This window comes from Paenarthrobacter histidinolovorans, assembly GCF_014647595.1.
GTDB lineage: Bacteria > Actinomycetota > Actinomycetes > Actinomycetales > Micrococcaceae > Arthrobacter > Arthrobacter histidinolovorans.
Genome location: NZ_BMPM01000001.1, coordinates 476,542 through 494,392 on the forward strand (window position 1 = coordinate 476,542; position 17,851 = coordinate 494,392).

16 protein-coding genes are annotated in these 17,851 nt (G+C 63.6%); 2 read left to right on the top strand and 14 right to left on the bottom strand.

Translation table 11 applies throughout. From position 1 onward, the window contains the following. Positions 1-74: 74 nt before the first annotated feature. The 6 genes from guaB to IEY62_RS02205 all read right to left on the bottom strand — a co-directional run bounded on the left by guaB (position 75) and on the right by IEY62_RS02205 (position 8,772). Positions 75-1,586: an IMP dehydrogenase gene (gene guaB, locus IEY62_RS02180; RefSeq protein WP_018776621.1), complete on the bottom strand. Its 1,512-nt coding sequence runs from the start codon at positions 1,584-1,586 to the stop codon at positions 75-77. Between the two features lie 212 nt (positions 1,587-1,798). Further along, the gene (locus tag IEY62_RS02185; protein WP_407671449.1) at positions 1,799-3,874 is read right to left on the bottom strand and encodes an acyltransferase family protein; all 2,076 of its coding nucleotides are present in this window, start codon (positions 3,872-3,874) and stop codon (positions 1,799-1,801) included. After that, positions 3,871-5,970 (bottom strand): acyltransferase family protein, encoded by a 2,100-nt coding sequence (locus IEY62_RS02190; RefSeq protein WP_189013544.1) that lies wholly within the window; start codon positions 5,968-5,970, stop codon positions 3,871-3,873. The genes IEY62_RS02185 and IEY62_RS02190 overlap by 4 nt, the downstream gene beginning before the upstream one ends. A gap of 253 nt (positions 5,971-6,223) precedes the next feature. Then, the gene (groL, locus tag IEY62_RS02195) at positions 6,224-7,837 is read right to left on the bottom strand and encodes a chaperonin GroEL (RefSeq protein ID WP_018776624.1); all 1,614 of its coding nucleotides are present in this window, start codon (positions 7,835-7,837) and stop codon (positions 6,224-6,226) included. An 84-nt stretch (positions 7,838-7,921) separates the two neighbouring features. Continuing rightward, entirely contained in the window at positions 7,922-8,218 is a 297-nt protein-coding gene (gene groES / locus IEY62_RS02200; RefSeq protein ID WP_018776625.1) for a co-chaperone GroES, read from the bottom strand. A gap of 191 nt (positions 8,219-8,409) precedes the next feature. After that, complete coding sequence (locus IEY62_RS02205; protein WP_189013546.1) at positions 8,410-8,772, bottom strand: hypothetical protein; 363 nt, start codon at positions 8,770-8,772, stop codon at positions 8,410-8,412. Positions 8,773-8,839: 67 nt separating this feature from the next. On the opposite strand from IEY62_RS02205, the gene IEY62_RS02210 reads away from it, so the two are divergent. Continuing rightward, on the top strand, positions 8,840-10,084 hold the full coding sequence (locus IEY62_RS02210; RefSeq protein ID WP_189013548.1) for a class I SAM-dependent methyltransferase: 1,245 nt from the start codon (positions 8,840-8,842) through the stop codon (positions 10,082-10,084). Between the two features lie 4 nt (positions 10,085-10,088). On the opposite strand, the gene IEY62_RS02215 is transcribed toward IEY62_RS02210, so the two are convergent. From IEY62_RS02215 to IEY62_RS02225, 3 genes are read right to left on the bottom strand one after another with little or no spacing between them, the layout of a single operon-like run. Further along, positions 10,089-10,901: a shikimate 5-dehydrogenase gene (locus IEY62_RS02215; protein ID WP_189013557.1), complete on the bottom strand. Its 813-nt coding sequence runs from the start codon at positions 10,899-10,901 to the stop codon at positions 10,089-10,091. Between the two features lie 38 nt (positions 10,902-10,939). Further along, the gene (gene ykgO / locus IEY62_RS02220) at positions 10,940-11,062 is read right to left on the bottom strand and encodes a type B 50S ribosomal protein L36 (RefSeq protein ID WP_011775528.1); all 123 of its coding nucleotides are present in this window, start codon (positions 11,060-11,062) and stop codon (positions 10,940-10,942) included. Between the two features lie 31 nt (positions 11,063-11,093). Beyond that, the gene (locus IEY62_RS02225; protein WP_189013559.1) at positions 11,094-12,248 is read right to left on the bottom strand and encodes a GTP-binding protein; all 1,155 of its coding nucleotides are present in this window, start codon (positions 12,246-12,248) and stop codon (positions 11,094-11,096) included. Between the two features lie 166 nt (positions 12,249-12,414). On the opposite strand from IEY62_RS02225, the gene IEY62_RS02230 reads away from it, so the two are divergent. Then, the gene (locus tag IEY62_RS02230; protein ID WP_189013561.1) at positions 12,415-13,566 is read left to right on the top strand and encodes a glutamate--cysteine ligase; all 1,152 of its coding nucleotides are present in this window, start codon (positions 12,415-12,417) and stop codon (positions 13,564-13,566) included. A 12-nt stretch (positions 13,567-13,578) separates the two neighbouring features. Here the strand turns inward: IEY62_RS02230 and tsaD are convergent, their stop codons facing one another. The 5 genes from tsaD to alr are packed head-to-tail and all read right to left on the bottom strand — an operon-like array spanning position 13,579 to position 17,803. Continuing rightward, positions 13,579-14,754: a tRNA (adenosine(37)-N6)-threonylcarbamoyltransferase complex transferase subunit TsaD gene (gene tsaD, locus IEY62_RS02235; RefSeq protein WP_189013563.1), complete on the bottom strand. Its 1,176-nt coding sequence runs from the start codon at positions 14,752-14,754 to the stop codon at positions 13,579-13,581. Continuing rightward, the gene (rimI, locus tag IEY62_RS02240; protein ID WP_189013565.1) at positions 14,751-15,254 is read right to left on the bottom strand and encodes a ribosomal protein S18-alanine N-acetyltransferase; all 504 of its coding nucleotides are present in this window, start codon (positions 15,252-15,254) and stop codon (positions 14,751-14,753) included. The genes tsaD and rimI overlap by 4 nt, the downstream gene beginning before the upstream one ends. A gap of 13 nt (positions 15,255-15,267) precedes the next feature. Then, on the bottom strand, positions 15,268-15,939 hold the full coding sequence (gene tsaB, locus IEY62_RS02245; RefSeq protein ID WP_189013567.1) for a tRNA (adenosine(37)-N6)-threonylcarbamoyltransferase complex dimerization subunit type 1 TsaB: 672 nt from the start codon (positions 15,937-15,939) through the stop codon (positions 15,268-15,270). Next, positions 15,939-16,553, bottom strand: a complete 615-nt coding sequence (gene tsaE, locus IEY62_RS02250) for a tRNA (adenosine(37)-N6)-threonylcarbamoyltransferase complex ATPase subunit type 1 TsaE (protein ID WP_189013576.1) — start codon at positions 16,551-16,553, stop codon at positions 15,939-15,941. The genes tsaB and tsaE overlap by 1 nt, the downstream gene beginning before the upstream one ends. Then, on the bottom strand, positions 16,550-17,803 hold the full coding sequence (gene alr / locus IEY62_RS02255; protein WP_189013578.1) for an alanine racemase: 1,254 nt from the start codon (positions 17,801-17,803) through the stop codon (positions 16,550-16,552). Before alr ends, tsaE begins: the two co-directional genes overlap by 4 nt. Positions 17,804-17,851: the final 48 nt, after the last annotated feature.

Sequence of the window (17,851 nt, forward strand, 5' to 3'; positions counted from 1 at the left end):
CCCGAGGGCCGACAATTCCGTCGGGTGGTTAAACTACTGTTCCCCGCGGAAAATCCGCGGGGAACAGTAGGTGCTTAGCGGGAGCCGTAGTTGGGGGCTTCCACTGTCATTTGAATGTCGTGCGGGTGGGATTCCTTCAAACCGGCCGGAGTGATCCGGACGAACTTGCCGCGGGCCTTGAGCTCGGGGATGGTAGGCGCTCCCGTGTAGAACATGGTCTGGCGGAGACCGCCAACCAACTGGTAGGCCACCGATGCCAGCGGGCCACGGAACGCAACGCGGCCCTCGATGCCCTCCGGAATGAGTTTGTCATCGCCGGAAACATCAGCCTGGAAGTAGCGGTCCTTGGAGTAGGACGTGTTCTTGCCACGGGACTGCATGGCACCCAGGGAACCCATTCCGCGGTAGCTCTTGAACTGCTTGCCGTTGACGAAAATGAGGTCGCCCGGCGATTCCTCGCAGCCTGCCAGGAGGGATCCGAGCATCACGGTATCCGCTCCGGCAACCAGCGCCTTGCCGATGTCGCCCGAGTACTGCAGGCCGCCGTCGGCGATCAGCGGAACGCCGGCAGGGATGGCAGCCTTGGCGGATTCATGGATGGCGGTGATCTGCGGAACACCCACACCTGCCACAACGCGGGTGGTGCAGATGGATCCGGGGCCAACGCCAACTTTGATGCCATCGGCACCGGCGTCGATCAAAGCCTGCGCGCCTTCGCGGGTGGCCGCCTGGCCACCGATCACGTCGACGTGTGCTGCAACAGGATCGGACTTCAGACGGCGGATCATGTCCAGCACGCCCTGGGAGTGGCCGTTGGCCGTGTCAACGAACAGTGCGTCAACGCCGGCGTCGATGAGCTTCATGGCGCGTTCCCAGCCATCACCGAAGAAGCCGATTGCAGCGCCGACCCGCAGGCGGCCTTCGTCGTCCTTGGTGGCGAGCGGGTACTGCTCGGCCTTGGTGAAGTCCTTGGTGGTGATGAGGCCCTTCAACCGGCCCTGTTCGTCAACCAGCGGGAGCTTCTCGATCTTGTTGGTGGCCAGCTTGTGTGAGGCTTCGTCACGGCTGATGCCCACGTGCCCGGTGATGAGGGGCATCTTGGTCATGGTGTCGCTGACACTGCGGAACGGGAAGTCCGATTCCGGGATGAAGCGGGTGTCCCTGTTGGTCACGATGCCCAGGAGACGGCCGTCGGTGTCCACCACAGGCAGGCCGGACACGCGGTAGCGCGAGCAGAGCTCATCCAGTTCCTGCAGGGTTGCTTCCGGACCGATGGTCAGCGGATTGGTGATCATGCCGGATTCGCTGCGCTTGACGCGGTCCACGTGTTCGGCCTGGTCGTCGATGGCGAGGTTGCGGTGAACCACGCCCAGGCCACCCTGCCGCGCCATGGCGATGGCCATGCGGGATTCGGTCACGGTGTCCATGGCAGCGGACAGCAACGGCGTCTGCACGGTAATGCGCTTGGAGATCCGGGACGACGTGTCAGCTTCGGACGGGATGACATCCGTGTGTCCGGGAAGCAGCAGGACGTCGTCGTAGGTCAGGCCGATAAGGCCGAAGGGATTGTGTTCGGGCTGGGTCATGAGTGCGCCTCTTACCTTGGTTCCGGGGGCTTAACTGGTAGGGGTTGCAACTGATGACCAGCCCGTCATTACGGGACTGGCCTGTGCATAAGTGTTGAATAAATAGTAGAACCTCCGCGCCAATCGCCATATTCCGTAACGCCGGAGTGTGAGCAACAGCACGGGCGGCAGGCCGCCGTCGTGGGTCTTCCGGTCCCGGTGGAAACGAAAAATCAGCTGCGCGACCAGCCTGTGGCTGCCAGGAGGCGCTCCTCGAACATGGGGATCATGCTTTGCACGTAGGTCTTGGTGAGGTGGTTGTCGTCCTTGTAGACATAGACATTGCCCACCACCGCAGGGCAGGTACCTTGTTCGCAGATGAAGTCGCTCATGTCCATCAAGTGCAGCCGGTCGACCTTTCCAACGTAGTCATCCAGGGGTGAAGATTCCGCCAGTGACTCTTCCAGCGGCGCCTTGCAATCGGGTGAGTCCGGGCCCTTCTTTTGCACGCATTCGGGCATGTTGATGCTGAACCGGGGGTTGTCGCGGATTCCCACAACATCGATCCCCGCATCCGTGAACGGTTTGATGCCGTCGAGGTAGCCGGGCACCTCCGTCTCGAACGGGGCATCCGCGTGCGTCAGTGACGCCACGGTGAACACAGCGTCAGGTTTGTGTTCCATCACGTAATTGGCGCTGGCCTTGTTGAATTCGTTGCACTCGCTGGTACGTTCGGTGGTTTCGGCGCCGAACCGGCAACTGCCTTTCAGCAGTGTCACCACTTCCCAGCCGTGCTGTTTGGCGATGGGGCCCAGTGCAGCCATGTACTGCTGGGCGTGGGAATCACCGAGCACCACTATTCTCTTGGTGACGACGTCGGGTTCGTCGTTCTGGAGGCAGCCCTGAAGCAAAGGGTCGCTCGGCACGTTGTCACCGGTGCACAGTCCGTCGATGTCAGCCCACTCGTCCTTCATGGCCGCAGGCGCCGGAATGATCATGGCCTCCTGGGCGGGCTGTCCCACGAATTCGGGTGACAGCGCTGCGGCCCCCGGCGTCATTTCCTTGGGCTGCCCTGCGATCGCCGCATCTTCGGCGGCGATGGCGCCCTGCCACACGGTCACGGGCATGGCAAGAAGCGCACCGCAGGCGGCTATCACGACGGCGGCGCGCCAGGAACGCACGTCCGGCCACTTCCAGCGGCGCATGGGTTCCTCCACGAACCTGGTGGTGCCGATCGCAAGGAGCATGGACGCCGCCATGATGCCCAGGCCCTGCAGGAGGCCCGGAGCGGTGGTGCCGCTGACCAGCAGGAAGAACACCAGGACGGGCCAGTGCCAAAGGTAAAGAGCGTAGGAGTTGTTGCCCACCAGAACCAATGGCCGCGAGCTCAGGAGACGGTCAGCGCCGAAACGGCTGTTGCTCTGCCCTGCGACGATCACGGCGGCGGCGGCAAGCGTGGGCCACAGCGCAATGAATCCCGGGAAGGAGCGGTCCACTGTCAGGACCAGCCCACAGGCGAGCATGGCGGAGATTCCGGCCCAGCCAAGGAACACCCGGAGCCTGCGTCCGGGCTTCAGGTACGGAAGGGCCAGGGCCAGCAAGGACCCCAGTGCGAACTCCCAAAGCCGGGCGCGGGTATCGAAGTAGGCGTACTCCTGGTTGTTGGCGGTCTGGTCGATGGAAAACACCAGGGAAGCCAGGAAGACCGCACCGAAAGCGAAGAAAAGGAGGCTGCGGTGGCTCAGCGTCCGCCCCTGCGGGAGAAGCCTCGCCAAAAGCGGCTGCAGCAGCGCGACGGCAGCGAAAACCAAAGGCCACAGGACAAACACCTGGCCCTGGACGGACAACGACCAAAAGTGCTGGAGCGGGCTGGCGCCGGAATGGTCCTGGGCGTAGTAATCCACGGCGTTGTCCGCGAGTTGCCAGTTCTGCCGGTAGAACAGTGACGCCCAGGCCTCTGCAAGCACATCCGGCCAGCGGCTCTGCGGAATGAAGGCCCAGGTTGCCAGCAGGACGCCCAGCAACACCACGACGACGGCGGGCAGCAGCCGCTTGAACACGTGCAGCCAGTGCCGCAGCAGTTTCAGCGGCGAACCGGCTTCGAGCTTCCGTGTGAACGACAACGTCAGCAGGAAAGCCGAAATGAGCAGGAACACGTCCACGCCGCCCGACACCCGGCCAAGCCAGATATGGTACGCCGCAACCATCAGCACAGCCAGGGCGCGCAGGCCCTGGACTTCCGGACGGAAGCCGCGTTCCGGCGTCGTGCTCTTGTCCACGCTTCGCGTGCTGGTGCGTGTGCTCATCATCGTTGCCACCCCGTCGCGGCAAACCACCTCTCATCAAGCATGTCCGTCATGCTCTTCACGTAGGTCTTGGTCAAATGGTTGTCGTCCAGGTAAACGAAGGTATTGCCGATGATGGGCGGACAGTAGATCCCGATGCAGATCAGGTCTGTCATGTCGATCACGAAAAGGTCCTGGTACTTGCCCATGACTTCCTCGAAGGGACTCGGCTCTGCCAGTACGTCCGCTTTCAGCGGCCGGCAGTCAGGGCTGTCCACTCCCTTGTTGAGGGTGCAGTCGGTGAGGCTGTACGTGAACCGGGGATTGTCCCGGATGGCCACGACCTGTGTTCCCCGGGAGGTGACTTCCGAGACAAGTTCCTCGAAGCCATGCGTCAGCTTCTCGTCCGGCTCCGATGGCTCGGCCTTGGTGCCTACCGTGAAGACGGCATCGGGGGCGTGCTCCTCAATATGCTTGCGGACTTCCTTGTTGAACTCGTTGCACTCGGGTTCAACATCGGAATCGTCGGTCGCAAACGGGCAGGCCCCGTACAGCAAGGCATACAAACGCCAGTGGTGCTCCTCCGCCAGCTGGCCCAGCGCGGCAAGCCACTGCTGGGAATGCGAGTTGCCCACTACCAGGACCGTCTTGGTGGCATCAGATCCAACATCATTCTGCTGGCAGTTGTCCCGCAGCAGCTGCGAGTCAGGTTTGGTATCGCCGGAGCAACCGTCAGGAAGCTTGGCCCAGTCGCGCCCGATCCGTTCCGCGGTGGGCTGGGTGAGGGCGTTGGGGGCGATCTGGTTCACATAGGTGGGCAGAAGAGCCTTGGCGCCGGGATTGTCAAAGACCATCCGCGCCTGCGCAGCTTGTTCGTCCAGGTCCAGTTTGTACTGGAAACCAATGAGGGGCGCCGAGGCAACTGCCACGCATGCGGCGATGGCGATCAGCGCACGCCGACGCTTCATCTCTGGCCACTTCCACTGACGGAAGGGCTTCTCGACGTACTTGGTGGTGAGGAAGGCCAGCAGCAGCGACAGCGCAACGATGGCCGTGCCTGAAAGCCATCCCGCATGATCCTTGCCGCTCCATGCCAAGGCGATCACCAGGATGGGCCAGTGCCAGAGGTACAGGGCGTAGGAGTTGTCACCCAGACGCACCAGGAACTTGGAACTCAGGATCCGGTCGACGCCGAATCGGCTCCCGGTCTGGCCGGCTGCGATGACCGCTACGGCCGCCAGGGTAGGCCACAGCGCCACGAATCCCGGAAAGGCGGTCTGGACCTGCAAGAGGATGCCGCAGGTGAGCATGGCGGCCACCCCCACCCAACCCATCACTACGCGGACCGGTTTGGAGAAGTCCAAGCCCGGCAGCACCAGGGCCAGCAAAGTGCCCAAGGCGAATTCCCACAGACGGGCGAAGGTATCGAAGTACGCCACAGCCTGGTTGGTGGCCGTGAAGATGATGGAGTAGACGAACGAGACCAGGAAAATGATGGCGAAGACGTACACCAGGGTGGCCCGGTACCTGAGGGCGAAGCGGCGGCACAGAAGCGCAACAGCTGCGAAGATCACCGGCCAGATGATGAACACCTGCCCCTGGATGGACAACGACCAGAAGTGTTGCACCGGGCTGGCCATGCTGTGGTCCGTGGCGTAATAGTCCACGGCAAGCTGTTGCAGCAGCCAGTTCTCGTAGTAGAACAAGGACGCCCAGGCCTGCTGGACAATTTCCGCCCACCTGGTGGGAGGCAAGAGAACAAAGGTGGCCGTCAGCGTTCCCAGAAGGACAACCACGACGGCGGGCAGCAGCCGCCTGAACAGGTGCAGCCAGTGCCGCAGGAGGTCCATGGGGCGGCCCTGTTTGTAACGTCCCGTGAACTGCAGGGTCATGAGGAACGCGGAGATGAGGAGGAAGACATCCACCCCTCCGGAAACCCGGCCGATCCAGATGTGGTAGCTCACCACCATGAGGACGGCGAGGGACCTGAGACCTTGGATTTCAGGGCGGAACTTGGACTTTCCAACGGGACCGGAAGCCCGCCTGCCACGGTGGGCAGGGGCTGTAATCGCTGGGGTAGTCACGTTAGGCAGTTCCTTAAAGCGGCTGGCACAAAGCATCCATAATACGCGGTCCAGCCCACCCGCCCCCAGTTCAAGGGTGCCGCCGGCCGCGCTCCGGACCTCCCCACGGCCCCGGCTCAGCCATCCATTATTGCAGCTCTTCCTGTGCGTGACCTGTGCCGATGCCTCAGCCAGGTACTTCGCACCGCAGCGGTTCGCGACCCCGCAGGATGTGATGCATAGCACAGGAATTTAACGCAGAAACCCCGGTCACAACTCGGTGCGACCGGGGTTTCAGAAGGACAAGCGCTTAGTGCTGGTGTCCTGCGTGTGCGTCTTCTTCCTCAGCGGGCTTCTCGGCAACCAGGGTCTCGGTGGTGAGAACCAGGGCAGCGATTGAAGCGGCGTTGCGGAGTGCCGAGCGGGTGACCTTGACGGGGTCGATCACCCCGGCGGCGATAAGGTCCTCGTACTCGCCGGACTTGGCGTTGAAGCCGTGGTTGGCTTCAAGTTCGGAAACCTTGGCGGTGACCACGAAGCCGTCGAAGCCGGCGTTCTGGGCGATCCAGCGCAGGGGCTGGACCAGTGCGCGGCGAACGATGCCTACAGCGGCCGCAGCGTCACCTTCGAGGTCCTTGACTGCCTGGGACTCGTCCAGGGCCTTCAGGGCGTGGATCAGGGCCGAACCGCCACCGGAAACGATGCCTTCTTCGAGGGCTGCACGCGTCGAGGAAACGGCATCCTCAATGCGGTGCTTCTTTTCCTTCAGCTCAACCTCGGTGGCTGCGCCAACCTTGATGACACCGATGCCGCCAGCCAGCTTGGCCAGGCGTTCCTGCAGCTTTTCCTTGTCCCAGTCCGAATCCGTCCGGGTCAGTTCAGCGCGAAGCTGTGCAACGCGGTCGGCAACATCCTGGGCCGAACCGGCACCGTCAACGATGGTGGTGTTGTCCTTGGTGACCGTGATGCGGCGGGCAGTACCGAGTACCTCGAGGCCAACGGAATCCAGCGTCAGGCCGAGGTCCGGGGAAACAACCTGGGCACCGGTCAACGTAGCGATGTCCTGGAGCATGGCCTTGCGGCGGTCGCCGAAGCCCGGAGCCTTGACGGCAACAACGTTGAGCGTGCCGCGGATCCGGTTGACGATCAGAGTGGAAAGGGCTTCGCCTTCGATGTCTTCAGCAATGATGAAGAGGGGCTTGTTGGCCTGCAGGGCCTTCTCCAGCAGCGGCAGGAAGTCCTGCAGCGAGGAGATCTTGCCCTGGTTGATCAGGATGAGGGCGTCTTCGAGGACAGCTTCCTGGCGTTCTGCGTCGGTGACGAAGTACGGGGAGAGGTAGCCCTTGTCGAACTGCATGCCCTCAGTCAGGACCAGTTCGGTCTGCGTGGTGGAGGACTCTTCGATGGTGATGACGCCATCCTTGCCGACCTTGCCAAACGCCTCAGCCAGCAGCTCGCCAACTTCATCGCTCTGCGCGGAGATGGCTGCAACGTTGGCTACCTGGGTGCCTTCGACTTCGCGGGCGTTCTCCAGGAGGCGTGCAGCGACGGCTTCAACGGCAACTTCGATGCCGCGCTTGATCTCGCCAGGAGCGGCGCCGGCAGCAACGTTGCGCAGGCCTTCCTTGACCAGGGCCTGGGCCAGCACGGTTGCCGTGGTGGTGCCGTCGCCGGCGACGTCGTTGGTCTTGGTTGCTACTTCCTTGGCCAGCTGGGCGCCAAGGTTCTCGTAGGGGTCGTCAAGCTCAACTTCACGTGCGATGGTGACACCATCGTTGGTGATCGTGGGGGCGCCCCACTTCTTGTCCAGGACGACGTTGCGGCCGCGCGGGCCCAGCGTCACCTTGACAGTGTTGGCGAGCTTGTCGATACCGGCCTCAAGAGACCGGCGGGCAGCATCGTTAAAAGCAAGCTGCTTTGCCATGGTTGTGTCCTTTCGAGACAGAAAACCCGCACCGCTGACGCTCGGAATGATTCCAACGCGACGGCGGTGCGGGGCTCCAGGAAGTTACTTTACGACGATCGCAAGGACGTCGCGGGCGGACAGAACGAGGTACTCGCTGCCGCCGGTCTTGACTTCGGTTCCACCGTACTTGGAGTAGATGACGACGTCGCCAACAGCTACGTCAACCGGTACGCGGTTGCCGTTGTCATCGAAGCGGCCGGGGCCGATTGCAACAACTTCGCCTTCCTGCGGCTTCTCCTGTGCGGAGTCCGGAATAACCAGGCCGGAAGCCGTGGTCTGCTCTGCTTCGAGCGGGCGAACAACAATACGATCCTCAAGAGGCTTAATCGAGACCGACACTCGGACTCTCCTTTTCATGAGCTGATTCATGGACTAAGAACTAGGGTGCCGTGGCGTACAACCGTCGTCGCGGTGCCGGTGGACGCCTGGCGTGATTAGCACCCTCAAGGGGAGAGTGCTAACTAGACTCTATGTAAGGCGTTAGCACTCGGTCAAGGTGAGTGCCAGCATTTCGTCATTGGTGAACGCTGTCACTGGTCCCTGAGGTCATCCAGGTCATAGTCTTCGCCGTCGTCGTCCTCATCCAGTGAAGCGCTGCCGCGGTTCCGGTAAAGCACCACTGCGGAAGCCACCGCTACGACGCCGGAAACCACCAGCGCGATAATCCCGCCCAGGCGCGCACCGGCGTAAAGATCGCGGATGTCGCGTGCCTCGTCGGTGGCGTCGTTCACGCTCTTGCCCGAGACGGAATAGGCCGCCGCGTTGAAGGAATCCAGCGCGAAAATAACGATCAGCAAGCCGATGCAGACAACCGCGATGACCGCGCCCGCGATCAGGGCGGGACGGGCATACGTGGTGAGGCGGGAGGGCTGTGGTGCTGCGTTGTCTTCCATGAAAACAACCCTATCCGGCTGATTCCCCAGTCACGCAGCCATGACGCGCGCCGTTAGGCTTGTTCCCATGCCTCATGCACCGCAGGAACAGATCGCACCTTTATTGACCACTGAAGGTTGGGAGCTTCTTGCCTCGCTGGGGCCCTACAGTGAAGCTGATGCTTTCAGCATCAATGCCAGCCTCCGGAAGGCCGGTCACTCCCCCGAACTGGTCGCGGCCGTTTTAACGCAATCCCGCTTGCGGACCCGGGCTGAGGCGAAGTTCGGCGAATTCGCCAGGCAGATGCTGTTTACCCAGGCAGGCCTGGAGCAGGCAACCCGGCTCAACGTCGCCGCCCGTCACGCCGAACGTTTCGCGCAGGCCGGAATCGCCCATGTTGCCGATCTTGGCTGCGGCCTTGGTGCCGATTCCATGGCCATGGCTTCCATGGACATAGCTGTCACCGCCGTGGAGATGGACGAAACCACCGCCGCCTGCGCCATGATCAACCTCATGCCGTTCCCGCATGCAACGGTGGTACACACGGATGCGGAATCGGTGGAGCTTGAGGGCATCGACGGCGTGTGGATGGACCCTGCGCGACGCACCACCTCCACGTCTGGAACCAAAAGGATCTGGGATCCGGAGGCCTTCTCGCCCCCGTTGTCGTTCGTGGAGAGCGTGGCGGCTACCGGGCGTGCAGTTGGAGTGAAAATGGGTCCGGGCATCCCCCACGACTCAGTACCTTCGGGCTGCGAGGCCCAGTGGGTATCTGTGGGCGGCGATGTCACCGAGGCAACCTTGTGGTTCAACTCAGTAGCCCGCCCTGGCGTCCGCCGCGCCGCGTTGGTCCTTGGCAGCCAGGGCGCCGCTGAAATCACCAGCGGCGAGGACTTCGGCGGTGGTCCGGAAGCCGCCGTCGGGCCCATTGAAGGCTTCCTCTACGAACCGGACGGTGCGGTGATCCGCGCAGGCCTGGTGGCCGATGTGGCCGTGCGCCTGGGCGGGCATTTGGTGGATGAACACATTGCCTATATCTGTGCCCCGGAACTCCACGACACCCCTTTTGCCCGCGCCTACAAGGTGCTGGACGTCATGCCGTACAACGTCAAGGCCCTCAAAGCGTGGGTGAAGTCGAACAACATCACGGTGCTGGATATCAAGAAGCGCGGCACGGCAGTGACTCCCGAAGAACTGCGGAAGCAGCTGCTCCCCGCCAAACCTGCCAAGGGCAAGGATGCGAAAACAGCCACTCTTGTCCTCACCAGGATCGGCGAGGAAAGAGTGGCTGTGGTGGTGGAACCGGTGACCGCCCGGGCCCAGCAGGCCTGAGGCGTCAGCGACGCGAGAATTCCGAGGCTTCCCGGACCTGACCCGGCGTCGGGCGAACGCCTGTGTACAGGACGAACTGTTCCTCGGCCTGGATGGCGATGACCTCGGCACCGGTGATGACCGGCTTGCCTGCAGCGCGCGCGGCCGCGATGAGCGGCGTTTCGGAGGGAAGGGCCACGACGTCGAACACCACCTGTGCAGCGGCGATGGTGGCGTCGTCGAAGGACTGGACAGTCTCGTCTGCCCCGGCCATGCCCAAGGGAGTGACGTTGATGATGAGGTCCGCGGTTGATCCGTTGACGTCGTCCTGCCACCCGAAGCCGTAGAGGTCCGCCAGCGCACGGCCCGTGGTTTCGTTGCGTGCCACGATGGTGACCGCCGTGAAGCCGGCATCCCTGAGTGCCGCGGCAACGGCCTTGGCCATCCCGCCGGCCCCGCGCAGGAGCACGGTATGGCCGGCAGGAACCTCATGGTCCTTCAGGAGCCTTGCGATCGCGATGTAGTCGGTGTTGTAGGCGGTGAGGACGCCGTCGTTGTTCACGATCGTGTTCACCGAATCAATGGCCTTGGCCGACGGATCCATCACGTCAACCAGCGGAATGACGGCTTCCTTGTAGGGCATGGACACCGCGGCGCCCCGGATCGGGAGGCCGCGGATGCCCGCCACTGCCAAGGTGATGTCCGCGGGGGCGAATGCCTTGTAGACAAAGTTCAGGCCGAGCAGATCGTACAGATAGTTATGGAACCTCGTCCCGATGTTGCTGGGCCGGGCCGCGAGCGAAATGCACAATGACATGTCTTTGTTCAGGATGGGCATCCACCCATTAAACAACGCCCGTTCAGACTTCCGTGCGGTCAGCCCTGGCGGGCCTTCATGCGCGGGTTGTTCTTGTTGATGACGAACGTGCGGCCACGCCTGCGGACGATTTGCGCCCCGGGGATCTTCTTGAGTGCACGCAGCGAGTTTCGGACCTTCATGGTGTTTCTCCTTTTTTTGTTGGTGTTTGGCTTAGAGGGCGTCGCTGAGTTCCAGTGGGTCATCCCACGCGCCGGCATCCATGGTCATTTCGGCCTCTGTCAGCTGGCAGCCTTCCAGGAGTTCACGGATTTCCGCGTCATCAACATCCTCGGACCGCCCCGTGATGGCAAGGACGGTGCCACGGTCCCCATGGCTGGGGTGCCAGTCGAGGAAAGCGTCGACGTCGGCACCCGGCTCTGCGCGCGGGCCCACTGCCGTGGAGGCGGCCTCCGTGGAATCGGCCATCCAGCTGCCGGTGCTTTCAAGCCAGATCCGGGGCCCAATGCCCTGGACAGCTATCCGCTTTGTGGGAGCGGAGGCTATCCACAGCCGGCCCCGCATCCAGTGCATGCCGACAGCCAGGCGTGGCAGCGCCTCCCGGAAACGGCCCGGGTGCAGTGGCCGGACTGCCCGATGCAGCACTGTCCTGAAGGAACCTTCCGTTTCAGCCAGGGGCACACGCACGACGCCGGGACGGTTGCGGGCCGCGGCTTCGGCGGGGTCGAAGCAACCCGGCCGGAAATCATCGGCGGCTCCGGCAACGGAGGCATGTGGTGCCAGTTCGCCAAGCAACTCCACCCCCGACACCCACTGCGGGGAACCCTCGCGGGGAACCCCGGTCAACACGGCCCCCAATCCCGGGTAGGCCATCACGGTATCCACATGTCCGAACTCACCGATCAGGAATTCGCCGCTGGTGCGTTCATCCTGCGGCATGGAGGTGAACCCGGACTCAAACAAGGTGTGGCGATCCCAAATATGGTCATCCAACTCTGCGGGGTCCAGGGCAAGCACGGCATTGTCGATGACCGCCGGGCGGCTGAGACCGGTGCGGAGCTCGGCCACGGCCATCCCCGCTGCGACACCTGGCGGCAGGCCAAGGACGACGTGGTCGAAACCGCACGCGGCGAGTCGTTCCGCCGTCGGGACCACATCAAGCCGAACAGTGCAGCTAAGGCAACCGTGTTCCAGGATCGTCGTCCCACGTTCGAACAACTGGCCGTTACGGTAAACGCGCCGCAGGACCAGTGAGCCATCCAGTAGGTCGTGGAGGACCACCACGGAATTGGCATGGGTCCGCCCCAGCCTTTCGGTGGCTGCCTCACGGCATTGGCTATCCAGGGAACTGACGACTGTGAGGTGCATGAACCATACTCTAATGCGAATGGTTCGCATTAGCAAGTGACGGGACGTTTCAGGCCGGAACCCGCCGCAATCAGGGGCGTTCCGGCTGCATTAGACTTGATCCGACCGCTGGCGGCCCCGCAGCGGGGAACCGCGTCCGGCTGAAACAACACAATGAGGGGACTACGTGCAGATTGATTTTGCGCCATCCAGGCAATCGACACTGGGTGTGGAGTGGGAGTTGGCGCTCGTCAATGCACGCACAGGGGAACTGGTATCCGTCGCAAACGACGTCCTTAAGGGCGTGGCCGCAAACCACCCGGACCTCAATGAGGACGACGAACACCCCCACATCAAGCGCGAACTGCTCCTCAATACCGTAGAACTCGTCACCGGGATCTGCGAGACGGTCAAGGACGCCAAAGAAGACCTCAGCCGTTCCCTCGCCGCCGTCCGTGAAGTCACCGACCCCATGGGCGTCGAGGTGTTTTGCGCCGGCAGCCACCCCTTCAGCCCTCCCCTGCTGCAGCCCGTCACGGACAAAGAGCGCTACGCCAAACTGATCGAGCGGACCCAATGGTGGGGACGCCAAATGGTCATCTACGGCGTTCACGTCCACGTGGGCATCGACCGGAAGGAAAAAGTCCTCCCCGTCCTGGATGGCCTGGTCAACTACTTCCCGCACTTCCAGGCATTGTCCGCTTCCAGCCCCTACTGGGCCGGTGAGGAAACAGGCTACGCGTCACAGCGCGCGCTCATGTTCCAGCAGCTCCCCACGGCAGGGCTGCCCTTCCAGTTCGAAACCTGGGAAGCGTACGAATCCTACGTCCAGGACATGTTCACCACAGGAGTGATCGACTCAACCTCCGAAATCCGCTGGGACATCCGCCCGGTTTCCAACCTGGGCACCATCGAGATGCGTATCTGCGACGGCCTGGCAACCCTCGAGGAAGTCGGCGCCATTGCGGCCCTTACGCAGTGCCTGGTGGACGAATTCTCCTCCATCCTCGACGCCGGCGGCAGCATTCCCACCATGCCGCCCTGGCATGTACAGGAGAACAAGTGGCGCGCCGCGCGGTACGGAATGGAAGCCATCATCATCCTCGACGCTGCGGGCAACGAGCAGCTGGTCACCGAGCACCTGGCCGAAACCGTTGCGCGCCTTGAGCCTGTGGCAGCGAAGCTCGGGTGCTCCGAAGAACTGGCCGACGTCCTGAAGATCGTGGAACGCGGCGCCAGCTACCAGAGACAACGTCGCGTGGCGGCCGAACACAATGGCGACCTGCAGGCAGTGGTCATGGACCTCGTCCAGCAGATGCGCAAAGGCCCCGACGCCTAGCGATCCCCGGATTTACCTGCCCGGGCTGACGGCCCGGGCAGGCACTGACACGGTGGTGACAGGCATGGAGGAATCCGGTGCGAATTCCACCCCGCTGGGACCGATGCCGGCCATGATCAGCTGTGCTCCCAGCGCCGCCACCATGGCCCCGTTGTCCGTGCACAGGTCCAACGGCGGCACGTGAAGCCTGATCCCGGCCGAAGTGCAGCGCTGCCCGGTCAGTTCCCGGAGCCGGGAGTTCGCAGCCACCCCGCCTCCCAGCAGGAGGTCCGTGATGCCGTTCTCCTTGCATGCCAGAACTGCCTTTGAGGTGACGACATCCACCACGGCTTCCTGGAAAGCGGCAGCGATATCTGCCACCGGCACTTCCTCGCCACGGGCCTCGAACTGTTCCACACAGCGGGCCACCGCCGTTTTCAGGCCGCTGAAGGACCAGTCATAGCGGTGCGGCCCCTTCTCCCCGGCGGTCCCCATGTACTTGGGTTGGGTCAGGCCGCGCGGGAAGCGGATGGATTTGGGATTGCCCTGGCGCGCCAGTTTGTCGATCGCGGGCCCACCCGGATAGCCCAGGCCAAGGATCCGGGCCACTTTGTCGTAGGCCTCCCCGGCGGCGTCATCGATGGTGGAACCCAGCAGCTCGACGTCGTCGGTGATACTGCGGATGCGCAGGATTTCCGTGTGGCCCCCGGATACCAGGAGTGCCCCGAGGTTCTCCGGCAACTGCCCGGCACCCAAGCCGGCGGCAGCAGCGGCGTCGTGCTTTCCATCCGCACTGGGCCTTCCATCCAGGGCTCGCCTTCCATCCAGCAGGCCAACGCCAACGTGCGCCACCAGATGGTTGATCGCATACAGCGGCTTCCCCGTGGCAACCGCCAGGGCCTTCGCAGCACAAACGCCCACCATGAGCGCCCCGGCAAGGCCCGGGCCGGACGTCACGGCAATGGCGTCGATCTCGTCCAGGGTGACCCCGGCCTCATGCAGCGACTCCTGCAACGTGGGTACGAAAGCGTCCAGGTGCGCCCGCGAGGCGATTTCCGGGATGACACCACCAAAGCGCACGTGCTCGTCCATGGACGAGGACACGGTGTTGGTGAGCAACGTGGTCCCGCGGACGATTCCGACACCTGTCTCATCGCAGGACGATTCGATGCCGAGCACCAGCGGCTGCTGTCGATTAAGGCCGCTCACGCTGGGGCTCCTTCGGAAGGGTGTTGTTCGTTCAAGGTCAGCCTCATGATCAAGGCATCTGTTCCGTCGCGGTAATAGCGGGGGCGGACGTGGATCTGCTCGAAACCGAAACGCACGTAAAGCTGCTGGGCACGGGGGTTGTCCGCCCGCACTTCCAGCAGCACGTCAGCCGCGTGGCGCCGCCGCGCTTCAGCAATCAGTTCCGCCAGGACAGCGGAGCCAATGCCCCGGCCTTCGAATTCAGGCACGACGGCGATCGTCTGGACGTCCGCGATCGGCTCGATGCACATCAACCCCGCGTAGGCGACGATCTCCTCCGCGGCTTCGGCCACCACGTAACGGCGGGTTTCGGGCTGGGCCAGCTCATCGAAAAACATCTGCAAGGGCCATGCGTCCACAGGGAACAACCGGCGCTCCAAGGCCTCCACGGCAGGGATGTCGGCCTCGGTCATATCGCGCAGGGAAACCCCGGCAAGTTCCAGCTTGGGTGACAATTTCACAGTTTCCGTCCCATCAAAGTGCACGCTTCCTGGGTCCCGGGACCTGGGCGTCGGATTCCCGCAGATACAACGGGGTGGAATCCAGGAGAGGCCGGCCTGACGCGAGCCGGGCCAGGGCGAACTGGCCAAGGGAAGCGGCGTCGGGCTGGGTGGCGGCGAAGTCTTCATCGGCCCTGAGGACATCCGCGTACAGACCAGCACCGGCGCCAAACACGGGCAAGTCGGGCAGCTCGGAAGCGAAGCCCACGTGCGGTCCATCCACGAGATCGGGCAACTGGCCGTGCTCCAGCGAATACCGCGCCCAGTAGACCTCTTTGCGCCGGGCGTCCGTTGCCACCAGGAACTCGGGAGCTGCCGCGGTGGATTCGGCCACCTCAAGTGCAATGGCGTCCAGGCTCATCAGGCCGTACAACGGTTTGTTCCACACGAACGCCAGCGTGCGGGCGGTCGCGATACCCGAGCGGAGCCCGGTAAACGGGCCTGGGCCCACACCAGTGACGATCGCGTCGATGTCCGCGCCGGTCAGGCCGGCACCGGCCAACAATTTCCCAATGCCCGGGGCAAGAACTTCGGCGTGGCTGCGGGTATCTTCCGTGGCGAAGGAATCCACCACGCTTTCCATGGCGTCGTCGGAGATCAGGGCCGCGCTGGCAACGGCGGATGTATCAATGGCCAGGATCAACATCAGATATGTCCCTCGTTCGCGGTGTCCGGTTGGCCTGCGGTGTCCGGTTGGCCTGCGGCATCCAGGAGTCGTGGCGCGTCCGCCCAGCGTGGACCGATTCCCCGGAGCACAATGGTGCGGGGCTCGTCGTCGTCGTCGGTGTCGAAGTCCAGTACTTCATCCGTCCGGTTTGCTGCCGCCGTGCCTCCGCCGCCGACGGCCCTGTGCAGTTCAACTTCCAGGCGGCTGTCCGAGAGGTGCTCCACCCGGTCCCGACCCCACTCCACTACGGTGACGGCAGTGTCCATGGTGTTCTCAAGGTCGATGTCGTCGATCTCCGCGGCCGAGTCCAGCCTGTACGCGTCAACATGGACCAAGTCGGGCCCACCCGGCCTGGGACCGTCCGGCAGGTTCGGATGGATCCTGACCAGCACAAAGGTCGGCGAGATGATGCCGGCCCGAACACCCAGGCCCTCCCCCAGCCCCTGGGTGAACGTGGTCTTGCCCGCTCCCAGTTCGCCAGTGAGGACCAGGAGGTCGCCGGCTTCAAGCACCTCACCGAGCGCTGCTGCGAGCGCGTGTGTCTGCTCCGCCGTCGTGACCTTAAGCGTGCGCTCCCACAGGGGTTCGCTCACAGCGCCCCAGCCTTGGCCTCGGCGGCAACGCCTGCCGGTGATGCCGGCGGGGCGGGGACCTCGTTGACGTAGCTTCGCGGCACCCGTTGGCTGATGCGGGTGACGATTTCATAGTTGTTGGTTCCGGCTGCTGCGGCCCAATCGTCGGCCGTGGGGCCGTGATCGGAGCCGTCGCCGAACATGACGGCTTCGGCTCCCCGGAGCTCCGCAGCCGCTTCGGGCGTCAGGGGGCCCAGGTCAATGACCATCTGGTCCATGGCGATCCTGCCCACCACCGGGTAGTTGACTCCGTTGACGCGGACGGGTCCACCGGTGCCGATGCGCGGGACGCCGTCGGCATAGCCCAACGGCACCAGACCCAGGGTGCTTTCCTCGCTGGTCCGGTAGTTCAGGCCATACGAGACACCCTGGCCCTCCGGTACCTTCTTGCAGTTGGAAAGGAGCGTGCGGACAGTCATGGCGGGGTGCAGGCCAAGTTCGGCCGACGTGGCACCTTCGAAGGGCGACAATCCGTAGACGCCCAGTCCCACGCGTACAAGGTCGAAGTGCGAATCCGGGCGGGACAACGTGGCGGGAGTGTTGGCGATGTGCCGGACTTCCGTGTCCACGCCCGCGTCTTCAGCCATGGCTATGGCCTCACGGAAAACAGCGAGTTGCTCATCGGTTTCGGGGCGGTGCGGTTCATCAGCCACGGCGAGGTGCGAGAAGATGCCCACCACGCGCAGCAGGCCCTGGTCCTGGTAGTCCATGGCCTGGCCCAGCAGCTGGTCCCAGTCGGCAATGGTGCAGCCATTGCGCCCAAGGCCGGTGTCCACCTTGAGATGGACCCGTGCGGGCCGTTCCTGCTCGCGGGCTGCCGCGACGACGGCGTCGAGTTCCCAACCGGAGATTCCGACGTCGATGCCGGCGGCAACCGCTGCCTGGAAGTTGCTCTCGTGGGTGTGCAGCCAGGCAAGCAACGGGGCGTCGATGCCCGCGGCCCGCAAGGCGAGTGCCTCGGAAATGTGCGCCACCCCGAGCCACGCCGCTCCGGCGTCGAGGGCTGCCCGCGCAACCTGGACGGCTCCGTGACCATACGCGTCTGCCTTCACGACGGCCATGACCGCGGCAGGAGAGGCGATGGCGACGAACTGCCGCACGTTATGGCGTACAGCTTCGAGATCGATCACCGCGGACCGCTCCAGCACCGCCGATTTGGCTATTGAGGCCCTTTCGCCGATCCCGATATCTGCAGCTGCTTCATAAGTCACCCTAGAGATTCTAGTGGTGCCGGTGAATTCGGGTTAACTGCCCGCGGG